The following is a 14,204-nucleotide window of genomic DNA, read 5'->3' on the forward strand; positions in this document are numbered from 1 at the left end:
ACGGAGGGGATGTCATGACTCTGCTGATGGGCGCAGTCGCCTACGACCCGAAAGTCGTCACGATCTGGAACGGGTTCCGGTCCTGGTTGCAAAACCGCGGGCTCTCGTTCGATTTCGTGCTGTACTCCCATTACGAACGCCAGGTCGAGGACCTCGCGGCCGGGAAGATCCACGCCGCCTGGAACTCGCCGCTGGCCTGGCTGCGCGCGCAACGCCTGGCCAGCGCCAACGGAAGGCAGCTCACGCCGCTGGTCATGCGCGACACCGACCGGAACCTGACCTCGGTCATCATCGTCCGCGCCGATTCCCCCTACGAGAAGGTCGCCGACCTGGAAGGCGTCACTGTCGGGGTCGGTGCCGTCGACTCGCCGCAGGCCACGCTGATCCCGTGCTCGTTCCTGCGGGAGGCGGGCCTCGTCCCGGGCGAGAACCTCACGGTCCGCCGGTTCGACGTGGGCGTCGGCCTGCACGGCGACCACATCGGCGGCGAACGCGACGCCGCGCGAGCGCTGCTGGCCGGCGAGATCGAGGCGGCCGCGATCATCGACATGAACCACCTGCTTTTCGGCAAGGAAGGCACGCTCCCGGCCGGAAGCACCCGCGTGCTCGCCCAGACCCCCGCCTACGACCACTGCAACCTCAGCGTCGTCGACGACGCGCCCCAAGACGAGGTCCGCAAGCTCGGCCAGCTGCTGCTGTCGATGTCGTACACCGACCCCGAGGTCCGGCCCCTGTTCGATCTGGAGGGGCTCACCGCATGGCACGAAGGCCGCAGCAGCGGGTACGCCCTGCTCGACGCCGCCGTGGAGGAACAGGCCTTCTACGATGCCGAAGGCCGGGTCACCGCCCGGGAGTACCGGCCATGACGACCGCGCCGCCCGGCATTCTCGACCTGGAGACGCTCAGCTTCGAGCGGGGCGCCCACCTGCTCGTGCAGCAGGCGTTGCGCGGGCTGCGGCCCGGCGACGAACTGGGCGTCACCGGCGGCGACCCCGCGCTGGTCGTGCACCTGGAAACCTGGTGCCGCCAGAACGGGCACGGCGTCCGCCCGGCCCTCGACACCGACTTCGGCGTCCGAGCCTGGGTGATCCGGGGCCGCGCCGATCTCGACCGGTGGGCCGGCGCCCAGCGGGCCGGCGGGCCCCATCCCAGCGGGATCGTCAGCGACCCGGCTCCGGACTGGGGCCTGGCCGCGCGCGGCGCGCTGATCGAGCAAGGCGGCCCGACACCGCCGTTCGACATCACCCACCGCGACCTGGTGTGGGCCGAGATCGCGCCCTCGCTCTACGCGCACGCTGTCTCAGCCCAATGGAACCCCGACACCGAAGTGGACTGGAAAGCGGAATTCACGCTCGCGCCCGAGGTGGAACAAGCGGTCGTCCAGGTGATGACCTACCTCATCGAGAACGAGCAGGCAGCCTTGGTCATCCCCGCGCGGCTGCTGGGCCGGATCCACCCCCACTTCCGGGAAGTGCTCCAGCTGCTCGCCGTGCAAGCGGCCGACGAAGCCCGCCACATGGAAGTCTTCACCCGCCGCGCGCTCCTGCGCGGCGGCGAGATGGGCACGTCCTCGGCCAGCGGCCGGGAATCACTGGCCACGCTGCTGACCGAAGCCGAATTCTCCCTCGCCTCGTTCCTGCTGTCGGTCCTCGGCGAGGGCAGCTTCCTGAACCTGCTCGAGTTCCTGGACAAACACGCCCCGGACCCGGTGACCCGGCAGGTCACCCGCCTCGCCCGCCGCGACGAGGCCCGGCACGTCGCTTTCGGGGTTGCCCACCTGCAGCACCAGTCCCAGATCGACCCGGCCCTGCGGGGGCGGCTGCGGTCCGCGGTCGAACGCCGCTACGACGCACTGGTCGACACGTCCGGGCTCAACCAGGACGTTTTCGACTCGCTCGTCGTCATGGCCGCCGGGCAGTGGACGCCGGAGGCGATCGCCCGCGGCTACGACAAGGTCATGAAACTGCAGTCCGAAATGGACGACGGCCGGCAGCGGCGGCTGGTCCATCTCGGCTTCCCCGCCGACGAAGCCGCGGACCTGTCCTCTTTGCACACCCGCAACTTCATGTAATCGAAACCCTGCCCGTACAAGGCCCGCCGGCCCGGCGTCTACGCGGCGATCGCCCGCCCTTCCGAACGCCATTCGAGCATCCCGCCCGACATCCGGCGGGCCTTGCGCCCGCGCGCCCGCAACAACCGCACCGCCTTATAGGACAGCACGCAGAACTCGCCCCGGCAGTAGGCCACGACCTCCTGATCCGCGGGCAGCTCCGAGAGCCGGTCTTCCAGTTCGTCCAAGGGCACCGACACCGCACCGGCGATGTGCCCGGCCTCGAACTCGTTCTCCGGGCGCACGTCCAGCACGAGCGCGTCACCGGCTTCGATCCGGTCCATCAGGGCGTCGCGGCCGAGTTCCTCGACCTCGTCTTCTCCCAGAAGCTCGTGGGCGGCCTGCCGGGTCTCGGCCAGGTGCGCCTTAGCGACTTCGTGCAGGCTCAGGCACAACCGGGCGACCTCGTCCCCGGCGAGCCGGTAGAACACCCGGGTGCCCTCCTTGCGGGTCCGCACCAGCCCGCCCTGCCGCAGCGCCTGCAGATGCGCGGACGCGGTCGTCAGCTTCAGTCCGGTGCGTCGCGCCAGCACCTCCACGCTGCGTTCCCCCTGAGCCAGCACGTCCAGCAGCTCCAGCCGCTTCGGGCTGCCGAGCGCCTTGCCGACACGGGCGAACTGCTCGAACAACACCTCTTGCGGCCCAGGGTTCTCCGACATGGGGCACCGTCCCGTTCTGCTTCTCCAAAGCTTTCTGGATCTATGCCAATAGTGTCACACTTCCGGCCCGCAAGCGCGTCCGAACTTCCGTCGTGACACCCGCGCGTGTGGCCTGTGACCAGCGGCGACAGGCCGACTGTGACCGCTGCGACAGGAGTCGGGCCCAGCGCTGCCGACAGTCGGGCAGCACATTTACTGAACTCACCTCACTATGTACTCTGGACACTAAAAGGAGGAGGGATGAGATGACCGGCAGTCCGGAGGAGGCGTTCGACAAGGCTTTCGAGCTGGCCGCCCGGCTGGCCGAGACGATGCAGGGGGCATTGGCTGAGCGAGGCCTCACCCCCAGCCGCGCGGAGGTGATCTACGTGCTGGCCCGCGACGGCGAGCTGATGCAGCGCGCGCTCGCCGATGCGTTGCGATGCACGCCTCGCCACGTCACCAGCCTCGTCGACCAATTGCAGGACGCCGGCCTGGTGCGGCGGCTGCCCCATCCTCACGACCGGCGCGCCGTCGCGGTTTCCTTGACCCCCAAAGGCTCCGCCACCGCACAGTGGATCAACGACAGCCGGCGCAGCGGTGCCCGGGCAGTCCTCTGCGACGTGCCGCCTGACGACATGGCCGCTTTCGTCCGCGTCGCCGACCTCATCCTGGGCGCCGTCGCCCCGTCGGCGACATGACCGGCTATGACGTCGCCATCGTGGGCGGCGGCCAGGCCGGATTGGCTCTGGGACACGAACTCGCCGACACAGGACTGAATTTCGTGGTCCTCGACGCGGGCCCGGACGTCGGCCACGTCTGGCGCAACCGCTGGACCTCCCTGCGCCTGTTCACACCGGCGCGATACGCCGCTCTGCCCGGCCTCGCGTTCCCCGGCCCGCCTGATGCCTACCCCGGGAAAGACCAGGTCGCCGACTACCTCGCGACCTATGCCAGCACCTTCGACCTGCCTGTCAAGACGTCGACCGCCGTCACCGCACTCGAACGGCACGACGACGGCTACCACCTCACCACCAGCCGCGGACCGGTGTGGGCATGGCAGGTGGTCGTCGCGACCGGGCCGTTCCAGCAACCGGCCGTCCCGGCCTTCTCGGAAGCATTCGCACCCGAAATCCTGCAACAGCACAGCAGCGCTTACCGGGACCCGGACCCGTTTCGCGGCCGCCGGGTCCTGGTGGTCGGCGCGGGCAACTCCGGCGTGCAGATCGCCGCCGAACTCGCCGCCGACCCGGACGTCGCCGCGGTGGCGCTCTCGACCGGAACCCGCAATGTCCATGTCCCGCAACGCATCCTGGGCCGTGACATCTTCTGGTGGCAGACCCGCGCCGGGCTGATCACCGCACCCGCGGCCTCCCGGCGAGGTCGCTGGATGCGCCGCGGCGAAGGCACCGTGATCGGCCACTCGCTCCGCGACCTGCGCCGCCTCGGAATCAGCTTCGCACCCCGGCTCACGAACGCCCTGGACAGCACTGCGGTCTTCGCCGCCGACACGCGCACCGACCTCGACGCGGTCGTCTGGGCGACAGGATTCCGCCGGGACCACTCGTGGGTCGACATCCCCGGCGCGCTCGACGAATCAGTACTCCGCCACCGCGAAGGCATCACACCCACACCCGGCTTGTACGTCCTCGGGCAGCCCTGGCAACGAACCGCCGGCTCGGCGCTCATCGGCTACGTCGGCCACGACGCTGCCCACCTCGCCCCGCGGATCGTCGGCCACGCGTCGGCAAAGTCCGCATCGCCCTCGTAGCACGAGCCGGCAAATCTGCGCTGACAGACATCAAGGCAGGCAGCGAACATGGCTCGGCCGCCTGAGCACAAGCAGCGGCAGGACCAAGAGGTCGGCACTGCCCTCCCGAAGTTCTACAACACAGAACGAGTGATCGAGAAGAACGAGTCCGTCAACTCGTCGGGCAGGCTCGGCATCGCAAGGAGCGGCGCGATGTGCGCGGTCACGGCCACTGATTCACAGTGCATCTCCAACGCGAATTTTCCTGGCGGCCTCGTGGGCTCGTTCGGCGGCAGCGCCGGCCCCGTACTTCCGGGCCATCTGCGGCGTGGCTCAGCCGTTGAGGGGCATCAGGTCGCCCTTGCTGACGCCGGATTTGAGGAAGGTGTGCGACTGGAAGTGCCGGCCGAGGTGTGCGTGGAGATTGCGGCCGAGGACGCTGTGCGCATCGGCGTCGTTGCCGCGGCGGCGGAGCATGATCTTGATGCCGTTCGGCGAGAGGGGCGTGCTGCGGCGGTGGTCGCTGAGCCACAGTCTGGTAGTCGTGTCGGCGTAGGGGTGGCGAGCACGGACGCGGAGGTAACGGCCGAGGGCTTTGCCGGTAGCGGCGCTAAAGGGGAGTGCGCGCCATTTCCCGCCTTTGCCGAGGACATTGACGACGCGACGGGTCAGATCGAGGTCGCGTTCCATGTCGATGTTGGCGATTTCGGAGAGGCGGCCGCCGGTGTCCCAGATCAGTCGGATGATCGCCTCGTCCCGGCGGCTGTGGAAGTCGCGGCCTTGGCAGTTCCGGAGCACCTGCTTGATGAATTCCACCGGAGTGATGGGGATCGGCTGGTCCGGAATGTGCGGTGGTTTCATACGAGCCATCGGGTGGTGCTCGATCTCTTCCTCGGCCAGGAGCCAATTGAACCACGCACTCAGTGCCCGGTAATTGTTGTTCGCATTGCCCGGACTGGTCGTGGCGATGCGGTAGGCGATCCACCGTTTGACGTGGTTCGGTTCGTAGTCTGCGGGCTCGGCCGGTTCCGGCGGAACGGAGGCGAGCCACGCGTCGGGGTCATCAGCTTCCGGCGCGACCGGGTCCGCGAGCCAGATGTGGAAGAAGCGCACGGAGTCGCAGTAGCCCGGATCGTCCGGGCACTCTTGTTCTCTGCCTCGAGTGACATAGCCCACTCGTCGATCAGCGCCTGCCAGGCCGGCGGAGCGGGCTTCAGAGCTCGGGTGCGCATGTGAAAATCCTCGAATAGGAGTGTCACTGAGCGCTGTGTTAGCTCCCACCCCGCGCCCCACGGCACCAAAAAGGGGCCAAACCCGCAGGTCCAGCCCCTAGTGGTCGGGATGACAGGATTTGAACCTGCGACCCTCCGCTCCCAAAGCGGATGCGCTACCAAGCTGCGCCACATCCCGGCACCCCCGAAAACCCCGAGGTCCGGAAGCCTGGAAGCCGGAGTACCCGGGGGGTGTACGACCCACCCTAGCGGGCACGCTAAACTGGCTTCGCTCCCGGGTCACCGAGAGCACTGCGGGTGTAGCTCAATGGTAGAGCCCTAGTCTTCCAAACTAGCTACGCGGGTTCGATTCCCGTCACCCGCTCCAAGTTTTCCCTCTCCGAGGACGACGCCGCGTCCGCCTCCAGGCGGGCGGCGATCACGTCCAGCAGGAGATCCGTGTCGACCGGCTTCGTGATGTAGTCGTCCGCTCCCGAAGCCAGGGTGCGTTCGCGGTCTTCCTCCGTCGCTTTCGCTGTGACGGCGATCACCGGCAAGTCCTCGTGGGCCGCTTCGGCTCGGATGGCTGCGATGGTCGCGTTGCCGTCCAGTTCGGGCATCATCACGTCCATCAGGACCAGCGCCGTGTCCTCGTGGCGTTCCAGTGCCCGGATTCCGGCCACGCCGGTGTCGGCGTAGATGACTTCCAGGCCTGCCTGCTCGAGGACCGCGGCGAGGGCGAAGACGTTGCGCAGGTCGTCGTCGACGATGAGGACCTTTTCGCCGTTGAAGCGTTTCGGCGCGCTGTTCGGCTCGGCCACGGTGATGGTGCTCGGCAGGACCGGCAGCTTCGGCGTGGGACGCACCGGGGTCGTCGGGGCGATCAGGTTCGCGGCGCCGACCGGCAGGTACAGCGTGAAGGTGCTGCCCTTCCCGGGGACGCTGCTGACCCGCAGTTCGCCGCCCAGCAGCTCCGTGAGCTGCTGGCTGATCGACAGGCCCAGGCCCGTTCCGCCGTACTTGCGGCTGGTCGTGCCGTCCGCCTGGCGGAAGGCGTCGAAGATGACCTCCAGCTTCTCCTCCGGAATGCCGATGCCGGTGTCCTCGACCGCGAACGCGATGATGCCGGCCGCCGAGCGCAGGGACTCCTGTTCGACCTCCTCCGGGTCGGCCATCCGGATGTGCAGGCGCACGCCGCCCTCGTCGGTGAACTTCGCGGCGTTCGACAGGAGGTTCCGCAGCACCTGCTGCAGGCGGTGCTCGTCGGTGTGCACGCTGCCCGGCACCGGCGGGTCGATCAGGACCGCGAACTCCAGGCCCTTGTCCGCGGTCAGCGGGCGGCACAGGGATTCGACGTAGTTGACCAGCTCCGGCAGCGTCACGTCCGACATCTGCAGGTCCAGCTTCCCGGCCTCGACCTTCGCCAGGTCGAGGATGTCGTTGATCAGCTGCTGCAGATCGCTGCCCGCCGCCCAGATCGTCTTCGCGAACTGGATCTGCTTCTCCGTGAGGTTGCCCTCCGGGTTCTCCGACAGCAGTTTCGCCAGGATCAGCGCGCTGTTGAGCGGCGTGCGCAGCTCGTGCGACATGTTCGCCATGAACTCGTTCTTGTACTGCGACGCGACCGTCAGCTGCCCGGCCCGTTCCTCCAGCTCCTGGCGGGCCTGCTCGATCTCGATGTTCTTGACCTCGATGTCGCGGTTCTGCTGGGCCAGCAGCGCCGCCTTCTCGGCCAGCTCGGTGTTCGACCGGCGCAGTTCGCCCTGCTGGGCCTGCAGCTGCTCGGACCGCGCGCGCAGTTCCTGGGCCAGCCGCTGCGATTCGGTCAGCAGCGCCTCGGTGCGCGAGTTCGACAGGATCGTGTTGACGTTGACGCCGATCGTGTGCCGCAGCTGCTCCAGCAGGTCCAGGTGCACCGCGGAGAACTCGTTGACCGACGCCAGTTCCAGCACGCCGAGCACCTCGCCCTGGAACAGCACCGGCAGCACGATCACGTTCACCGGCGGGGCCGAGCCCAGCCCGGACGACACCAGCGCGTACTCCGGGGGAGCGCCGTTGACCAGTATCGTCCGCCGGTCCACCGCGGCCTGGCCGATCAGCGATTCGCCCAGCCGGAACCGCAGGCCGGTGCGGGCCTGGGCGAGGCCGTAGGCGGCGATGCAGTCGAGCAGCTTGTCCTGGCCGTCGCCGTCCTCGTCGTCGTGCGCGATGAAGAACGCGCCCTGCTGCGCGCTGACCAGCGGGGCCAGCTCGGACAGGATCAGCGTCGCCACCGACGCGAGGTCGCGGTGGCCCTGCATCCGCCCGGACAGCCGCGCCAGGTTCGTCTTCAGCCAGTCCTGTTCGCGGTTCGCGGAGGTGGTCTCCTTGAGGTTCGCGATCATCTGGTTGATGTTGTCCTTGAGGTCCGCCAGCTCGCCGGACGCGTCCACGGTGATGTGCCGGGTCAGATCGCCCGCGGTCACCGCCGTGGCGACCTGGCCGATCGCGCGGACCTGCGTGGTCAGGTTGCCCGCCAGCTGGTTCACGCTCTCGGTCAGCCGCTTCCAGGTGCCGGACACGCCCTCGACCTCGGCCTGGCCGCCCAGCTTGCCCTCGGTGCCGACCTCGCGGGCGACGCGGGTGACCTCGGCGGCGAACGCGGACAGCTGGTCGACCATCGTGTTCATCGTGGTCTTCAGCTCGAGGATCTCGCCCCGGGCGTCGACGTCGATCTTGCGGGACAGGTCGCCGCGCGCGACCGCCGTCGTGACCTGCGAGATGTTCCGCACCTGGCTGGTCAGGTTGTGCGCCATGAAGTTGACGTTCTCGGTCAGGTCCTTCCAGGTCCCGGCCACGCCCGGCACGCGCGCCTGACCGCCGAGGATGCCTTCCGTGCCCACCTCGCGGGCGACGCGGGTGACCTCGTCGGCGAACGCGCGCAGCGTCTCGACCATGTCGTTCAGCGTCCCGGCCAGCGCCGCGACCTCGCCCGCCGCGTCGATCGAGATCTTCTTCGACAGATCGCCGTTCGCCACCGCGCTCGCCATCGTGGCGATGCTCCGGACCTGCACGGTCAGGTTGTCCGCCATGACGTTCACGTTGTCGGTGAGGTCTTTCCAGATCCCCGCGACGCCGGGAACGCGCGCCTGACCGCCCAGGCGGCCCTCGGTGCCGACCTCGCGGGCAACGCGGGTGACCTCGTCCGCGAAGGCGGACAGCTGGTCGACCATCGTGTTGAGGATGTTCTTCAGCTCGAGGATTTCGCCGCGCGCGTCGACGGTGATCTTCTGCGTCAGATCGCCGCGCGCCACGGCCGAGGTGACCTGCGAGATGTTCCGCACCTGGTCGGTGAGGTTGTTGGCCATGAAGTTGACGTTGTCGGTGAGGTCCTTCCAGGTCCCCGCCACGCCCGGCACGGTCGCCTGACCGCCGAGTTTCCCTTCCGTGCCAACCTCTCGCGACACTCGGGTGACCTCGTCGGCGAAGGACGAGAGCTGGTCGACCATCGTGTTCAGCGTCGTCTTCAGCTCGAGGATTTCGCCGCGCGCGTCGACCGCGATCTTCTTCGTCAGGTCGCCGCGTGCCACCGCGGTCGCGACCTGTGCGATGTTGCGGACCTGCGCGGTGAGGTTGTTCGCCATGAAGTTCACCGAGCCGGTCAGGTCGCGCCAGATGCCGGCGACCCCGGGCACGGTGGCCTGTCCGCCCAGCTGCCCCTCGGTGCCGACTTCGCGGGCCACCCGGGTGACTTCGTCGGCGAAGGAGGAGAGCTGGTCGACCATCGTGTTCATCGTGGTCTTGAGCTCGAGGATCTCGCCGCGCGCGTCCACGGTGATCTTCTGCGTCAGGTCGCCCTTCGCGACCGCGGTGGTCACGTGCGAGATGTTGCGGACCTGGTCGGTCAGATTGTCGGCCATCTGGTTCACCGAGTCGGTGAGGTTGCGCCAGGTGCCCGCCGCTCCGGGGACTTCCGCCTGCCCGCCGAGGCGGCCCTCGCTGCCGACCTCGCGGGCGACCCGGGTGACTTCGTCGGCGAACGACGACAGCTGGTCGACCATCGTGTTCAGCGTCGTCTTCAGCTGCAGGATCTCGCCGCGCGCGTCGACGTCGATCTTCTTCGTCAGATCGCCCGCCGCGACCGCGGTGGCGACCTGCGAGATGTTGCGGACCTGGTCGGTCAGGTTGTCCGCCATCAGGTTCACCGAGTCGGTGAGGTCGCGCCAGGTGCCCGCGACGCCCGGCACGCGCGCCTGGCCGCCGAGCCGCCCTTCGGAACCGACCTCGCGCGAAACGCGGGTGACTTCGTCGGCGAAGGACGAGAGCTGGTCGACCATCGTGTTGATGGTGTTCTTCAGCTCGAGGATCTCGCCGCGGGCGTCGACGTTGATCTTCTGCGTCAGGTCGCCGCGGGCCACCGCGGTGGTGACCGAGGCGATGTTGCGGACCTGCTCGGTGAGGTTGTCGGCGAGGAAGTTGACCGAGTCGGTGAGGTCGCGCCAGGTCCCGGCCACGCCGGGGACCTCGGCCTGCCCGCCGAGGCGGCCCTCGCCGGCGATCTCGCGGGAGAGCCGGATCACTTCGGCGGCGAACCGCGACAGCTGCGCGTTGAGCCCGTTCACGGTCTTCGCCAGCTCGGCGTACTGCCCGCGCAGCGGACGGCCGTCCAGCTGCAGCGCCATCGGCTGCGACAGGTCGCCCTCGGCGACCGCGCCCAGCACCCGGTCCAGCTCCACGACCGGACGGCTGACGTCCTCGATCAGCCCGTTGACCGTGTCGACCGCGGTGGCCCAGCCGCCGGGCCCGATCTCGGTGCGGACGCGCTCGTTGAGCTTGCCCTCCTGGCCGACCGCGCCGCGCACGCGCATGAGTTCCGTCACGAGCCGCTGGTTGCGTTCGGCGATGTCGTTGAACGCCGACGCGAGCCGGGCGGTGATCCCGTCGCCGTGCGCCACGAACCGCCGCCGGAAGTTGCCGTCCCCGAGGTCGTGGACCGCGGCGAGCAGCCGTTCCAGCGCCGCGGCCTCGTTCGCCGGGACGAACTCCGGGTCCTGGGCCCCGGAGTTCCGGGGGCTCCCGGAAGCCTGGGGAGTCTCTGTCATCTCTGCCGACCTTCCCACCACGCGTGTGCCAGCCATGGTCGTCGACCCAGCCTGCCACGGTTCGCCCTACACTTCGACCCAGTCCGCCCGCGCACACTGTGCCAACCTGGAAGGACCAGGACCGTCAGGTCGACCCGGAGGCAGGAGGTTCGTGCATGGTGTCACGGCCCGCTCCGGCGTCGGCCCTGCCACCCGGCGCCGAGCTGCCCGGCCACGCCGGGTTCTGGCGCCCGGTCCTCGACGACGTCCGGGAGCCGGTGTACCTCCAGGACCCGGAAGGCGCCCTGCGCTGGGCCAACGCGGCCGCGCAGCGGCTCGGCCCGGCCGAGCTCGTCAGCGTGACCGAGACCACCGGCAAGGTCGGCCACCGGCCGGCCAAGGTCCGCGCGCTGCCCGGCGGCTGGCGCGCCTGGACCGTGGTCGACGACGGCCGCCGCCGTCCCGAGGAGTTCCTCGCCGAGACCGGTCCGAAACTGGCGCTCGCGCGCGGACGGCACGGCACCGCGCGGGTGATCGCCGAACTGGCCGCGTCCGCTTTGGCCGATTGCGCTTTCGTGCTGCTGCCGACCACCCGCGGCCGCTGGGAATGGTGGAGCTGCACCGAACACGGCGCGGCGGGCCACGGCCGCATCCGGCGGGTTCCGGCGCAGCTCGCGCCGGTGGTGTCCGACGCGGTGACCGACGTCGCCCGGCCCGAGGTCCGCTCGGTTCCCGCGGCGGAAGTGGCGGCGCTTCCGGCGGCGGTCGCCGAGCCGTTCGAGGGGCACCTCGAGGTTTCGGTGGTTTCGTTCGGCTCCGGCATGGCGGGCGCGGTGCTGCTCGGCCGGCGCGGCGAGCCCGCGTTCGGGCTTTCGCAAGGCGAGGCGGTCGAAGCGTTCGCGGACGCGGCCGGCACGGCGCTGGCGAACGCGCAGCGCTACGCGCGCCAGGAGGAAGCCACGCGCGGGCTGGAATCGACGTTGCTGCCGACGCCGCCCGCCCAGGTCGACGGCGCGAATTTCGAGCTGTGGTACGAACCGGCCGGCGGAGTGCTCGGGGTCGGCGGCGATTTCTACGACGTCCTCTCCCGCGAGGACGGCAGCGCGTTCGTGGTCGTCGGCGACATCTGCGGCAAGGGCGCCGAGGCCGCCGCGCTGACCGGCCGGGTGCGGCATTCGCTGGCCGCGCTGCATCTGGTCGAACGCGACGGCCGGACGATGCTGCGGCTGCTCAACGAACTCCTGATCTCCGGCGGCAGCAACCGGTTCGCGACGCTCGTGCTCGGTTCGGTCGCGGCCGCGGAGTCCGGCCTCGACGTCACCCTCGCCTCCGGCGGCCATCCCGCGCCGCTCGTGCTGCGGCGCGGGGGAGGGGTCGAGGAGATCAGCGTGCCCGGCACGCTGGTCGGCGTCTCGCCGCAGGCGCGCTTCGCCGAGGCGACGACGCACCTGGACGAGGGCGACGTCTGCCTCCTCTACACCGATGGCGTCACCGAAGCCCGCAACCGCACGGAATCCACCGAATTGTTCGGCGACGAACGGCTCTACACGGTGCTGGAGGACTGCGTCGGGCAGCCGGCGCGGGAAGTCGTGCGCCGCTTGCGCGAGGCCGTGCGGGAATGGCTCGGAAATTCCGGCCACGACGACATCGCGGTGCTGGCGATCGAGGCCGCCCCGCGCGCGGAGTAGCCCAGGATTTCCTTGCCCGGCAAGGGAAAACTACTTTCCCGGCTGGACTTCCGGCTCCGGTTCCGCGGCCGGTTCCGGCGCCGGTGCGGACGCGGCGTCCGGTTCCGGCTCGGACGCGCGGGCGGGTTCCGGGCGCTCGAAGTGTTCGCGGCACTGCCGTCCGAATCGACGCGCGTGTGCGGTCATCGCCATCACCTCCCCGGCTCGCCACCAGGATCGCGCGCCGGGACGGACTTCGCCACCGAATTGCCCGGCGTCAGCCGACCGGGTGGTCCGCGGCGGTCCGGGTCTGTCTAATGTGGAGTCTTGTCGCTCGGCGGGCCGGTCGCCGTGTTGCGGGGCGGTTTCGTCTGTCCCGGCGGGGTTTTCGGCGGGGTCCGGCCCGGCTGGCTCGCCGGGCTCGACTGGCTTTCCGGATTGTCCGGGGCCGCCGCGGTCGGAGGCGTCGTGCCGGGCGGAACCGTCGTGGTCTGCGGGGGAGCGGTCGCGTTCGTCGAGCGGACCGGCGGCGCGGACGGCGAAAGCCGGGGAGCCGGGTCCGGCGCATCGGACGCGGCGGAAGAAGACGGGGAAACCGGAGCCGGTCCGGGGCCGGGCGCGGAGCCGGTGTCCGGGTGGAGGGGCGCGGCGAGCAGCACGGCCCCCACCGCGACCAGCACCACCGGCAGGCCCGCCGCGAGCACCGCACGCCGCCGCGAGACCTCGTGGCGGCGGCAGAAGACCGCCAGCCGCGTCTTGATCGGAAGCCGCAACGATTCCGTGCCGCGCAACGCCCGCGCGACGGCCGTCGCGGAGGGTCTTTCTTCCGGATCGCGCAGCGTCATCGCGCGCAGCGTCCTCGCCAGCGGCTCCGGCGCGTCCGGCGGGATCCGCGGCGCGCGGTGCAGCCGCACGACCGCCGTTTCCGCCGCCGTGCCCGGGTACTCGCGGACGCCGGTCAGGCATTCCAGGAGGACCAGGCCCAGCGCGTAGACGTCCGAGGCCGGGCCCGGGTGCTCGCCGAGCACCTGCTCCGGCGAGAGGTAGGCCGCCGTCCCGACGACCGCGCCGGTGTCGGTCACGCGGGTCGCGTCCACGATGCGCGCGACGCCGAAGTCGGCGATCCGCGGGCCGTCGCCGGACATCAGGATGTTGGCGGGCTTGAGGTCGCGGTGGGTCACCTCGTGCGCGTGCACGTGGGCGAGCGCCTCGGCCAGCTGCGCGCCCAGTTCGACGACCCGGTCGGCGGGCAGCGGCCCGGAGCGCAGCCATTCGGACAGATTGGGCCCGGGGACGAAGTCCATCACGAGGTACGCGTGCCCCTCGTCGACCCCGGCGTCGACGAACCCGACCAGCCCCGGATGCCGCACCGCGCGCAGCGCCGCGATCTCCTGGTCCCGGCGGCTGCGGCCCAGTTCGACCGCGCCGGCGTGGAACAGCTTCACCGCGACCTCGGCCCCGGTTTCGCGGTCCTCGGCGCGGTGCACGCAGGCGGTCGCGCCTTCGCCGATCCGTTCGACCAGCTCGTACCGGCCGGCCAGGACCAGCGGAGCGGGCCCGTACCGGCCCAGCGCGAACCGTCTCGCGGTCGTGGCCGCGTCCGAATCGCCAGAGTCGGTCATCGCCGGTTCACCTTCCGCCGGGGCAGCCCGGTCAATTTACCCGCCCCCGGGCGGCGGCAAACGCGGAGTCGGCCGCGGAAAACCCGCGGCACCGGCCCTCGCGGAGGTTCGCGGGTAGAGTGGCTTACGGGCACTACCGGCGCACG

General features: G+C 70.1%; 10 protein-coding genes and 2 tRNA genes. 6 read left to right on the forward strand and 6 right to left on the reverse strand.

The window, feature by feature from the left end; translation table 11 throughout:
* The first annotated feature begins 14 nt into the window (after nucleotides 1-14).
* The gene (locus F9C11_RS19330; protein WP_409186264.1) at nucleotides 15-866 is read left to right on the forward strand and encodes a phosphate/phosphite/phosphonate ABC transporter substrate-binding protein; all 852 of its coding nucleotides are present in this window, start codon (nucleotides 15-17) and stop codon (nucleotides 864-866) included.
* Entirely contained in the window at nucleotides 863-2,071 is a 1,209-nt protein-coding gene (locus F9C11_RS19335; RefSeq protein ID WP_409186265.1) for a ferritin-like domain-containing protein, read from the forward strand. The genes F9C11_RS19330 and F9C11_RS19335 overlap by 4 nt, the downstream gene beginning before the upstream one ends.
* 38 nt (nucleotides 2,072-2,109) lie before the next feature.
* On the opposite strand, the gene F9C11_RS19340 is transcribed toward F9C11_RS19335, so the two are convergent.
* Nucleotides 2,110-2,769, reverse strand: a complete 660-nt coding sequence (locus F9C11_RS19340) for an ArsR/SmtB family transcription factor (RefSeq protein ID WP_409186266.1) — start codon at nucleotides 2,767-2,769, stop codon at nucleotides 2,110-2,112.
* A 245-nt stretch (nucleotides 2,770-3,014) separates the two neighbouring features.
* Here F9C11_RS19340 and F9C11_RS19345 point away from each other — a divergent pair, with 245 nt between their 5' ends.
* Together F9C11_RS19345 and F9C11_RS19350 are read left to right on the forward strand one after the other, a co-directional pair.
* The gene (locus F9C11_RS19345; protein WP_409186267.1) at nucleotides 3,015-3,449 is read left to right on the forward strand and encodes a MarR family winged helix-turn-helix transcriptional regulator; all 435 of its coding nucleotides are present in this window, start codon (nucleotides 3,015-3,017) and stop codon (nucleotides 3,447-3,449) included.
* Nucleotides 3,446-4,519, forward strand: a complete 1,074-nt coding sequence (locus F9C11_RS19350) for a flavin-containing monooxygenase (RefSeq protein WP_409186268.1) — start codon at nucleotides 3,446-3,448, stop codon at nucleotides 4,517-4,519. The genes F9C11_RS19345 and F9C11_RS19350 overlap by 4 nt, the downstream gene beginning before the upstream one ends.
* A gap of 312 nt (nucleotides 4,520-4,831) precedes the next feature.
* Here F9C11_RS19350 and F9C11_RS19355 read toward each other — a convergent pair whose 3' ends face one another.
* Both F9C11_RS19355 and F9C11_RS19360 read right to left on the reverse strand, forming a co-directional pair.
* Nucleotides 4,832-5,611, reverse strand: a complete 780-nt coding sequence (locus F9C11_RS19355) for a tyrosine-type recombinase/integrase (RefSeq protein WP_409186269.1) — start codon at nucleotides 5,609-5,611, stop codon at nucleotides 4,832-4,834.
* Nucleotides 5,612-5,831: 220 nt separating this feature from the next.
* Nucleotides 5,832-5,908, reverse strand: a tRNA-Pro gene (locus F9C11_RS19360).
* A 115-nt stretch (nucleotides 5,909-6,023) separates the two neighbouring features.
* Between F9C11_RS19360 and F9C11_RS19365 the strand changes: the two genes are divergently transcribed.
* Nucleotides 6,024-6,097: transfer RNA gene (locus tag F9C11_RS19365), tRNA-Gly, on the forward strand.
* Here the strand turns inward: F9C11_RS19365 and F9C11_RS19370 are convergent.
* Nucleotides 6,066-10,790: a HAMP domain-containing protein gene (locus F9C11_RS19370; RefSeq protein ID WP_409186270.1), complete on the reverse strand. Its 4,725-nt coding sequence runs from the start codon at nucleotides 10,788-10,790 to the stop codon at nucleotides 6,066-6,068. The genes F9C11_RS19365 and F9C11_RS19370 overlap by 32 nt on opposite strands.
* Before the next feature lie 155 nt (nucleotides 10,791-10,945).
* Here F9C11_RS19370 and F9C11_RS19375 point away from each other — a divergent pair, with 155 nt between their 5' ends.
* Nucleotides 10,946-12,457, forward strand: coding sequence for a PP2C family protein-serine/threonine phosphatase (locus F9C11_RS19375; protein WP_409186271.1), 1,512 nt, complete (start codon nucleotides 10,946-10,948; stop codon nucleotides 12,455-12,457).
* A 30-nt stretch (nucleotides 12,458-12,487) separates the two neighbouring features.
* Here F9C11_RS19375 and F9C11_RS19380 read toward each other — a convergent pair whose 3' ends face one another.
* Together F9C11_RS19380 and F9C11_RS19385 are read right to left on the reverse strand one after the other, a co-directional pair.
* Complete coding sequence (locus F9C11_RS19380; RefSeq protein ID WP_409186272.1) at nucleotides 12,488-12,643, reverse strand: hypothetical protein; 156 nt, start codon at nucleotides 12,641-12,643, stop codon at nucleotides 12,488-12,490.
* Between the two features lie 107 nt (nucleotides 12,644-12,750).
* Nucleotides 12,751-14,058, reverse strand: coding sequence for a serine/threonine-protein kinase (locus tag F9C11_RS19385; RefSeq protein WP_409186273.1), 1,308 nt, complete (start codon nucleotides 14,056-14,058; stop codon nucleotides 12,751-12,753).
* Nucleotides 14,059-14,204: the final 146 nt, after the last annotated feature.

It is taken from the genome of Amycolatopsis sp. VS8301801F10 (genome assembly GCF_046195355.1).
Taxonomy (GTDB): Bacteria; Actinomycetota; Actinomycetes; order Mycobacteriales; family Pseudonocardiaceae; genus Amycolatopsis.

Bases quoted from the DNA above. Each gene is read 5' to 3' on its own strand.
- F9C11_RS19330 (WP_409186264.1), top strand. From the start codon at position 15: ATGACTCTGCTGATGGGCGCAGTCGCCTACGACCCGAAAGTCGTCACG.
- F9C11_RS19335 (WP_409186265.1), top strand. From the start codon at position 863: ATGACGACCGCGCCGCCCGGCATTCTCGACCTGGAGACGCTCAGCTTC.
- F9C11_RS19340 (WP_409186266.1), bottom strand. From the start codon at position 2,769: ATGTCGGAGAACCCTGGGCCGCAAGAGGTGTTGTTCGAGCAGTTCGCC.
- F9C11_RS19345 (WP_409186267.1), top strand. From the start codon at position 3,015: ATGACCGGCAGTCCGGAGGAGGCGTTCGACAAGGCTTTCGAGCTGGCC.
- F9C11_RS19350 (WP_409186268.1), top strand. From the start codon at position 3,446: ATGACCGGCTATGACGTCGCCATCGTGGGCGGCGGCCAGGCCGGATTG.
- F9C11_RS19370 (WP_409186270.1), bottom strand. From the start codon at position 10,790: ATGACAGAGACTCCCCAGGCTTCCGGGAGCCCCCGGAACTCCGGGGCC.
- F9C11_RS19375 (WP_409186271.1), top strand. From the start codon at position 10,946: ATGGTGTCACGGCCCGCTCCGGCGTCGGCCCTGCCACCCGGCGCCGAG.
- F9C11_RS19380 (WP_409186272.1), bottom strand. From the start codon at position 12,643: ATGACCGCACACGCGCGTCGATTCGGACGGCAGTGCCGCGAACACTTC.
- F9C11_RS19385 (WP_409186273.1), bottom strand. From the start codon at position 14,058: ATGACCGACTCTGGCGATTCGGACGCGGCCACGACCGCGAGACGGTTC.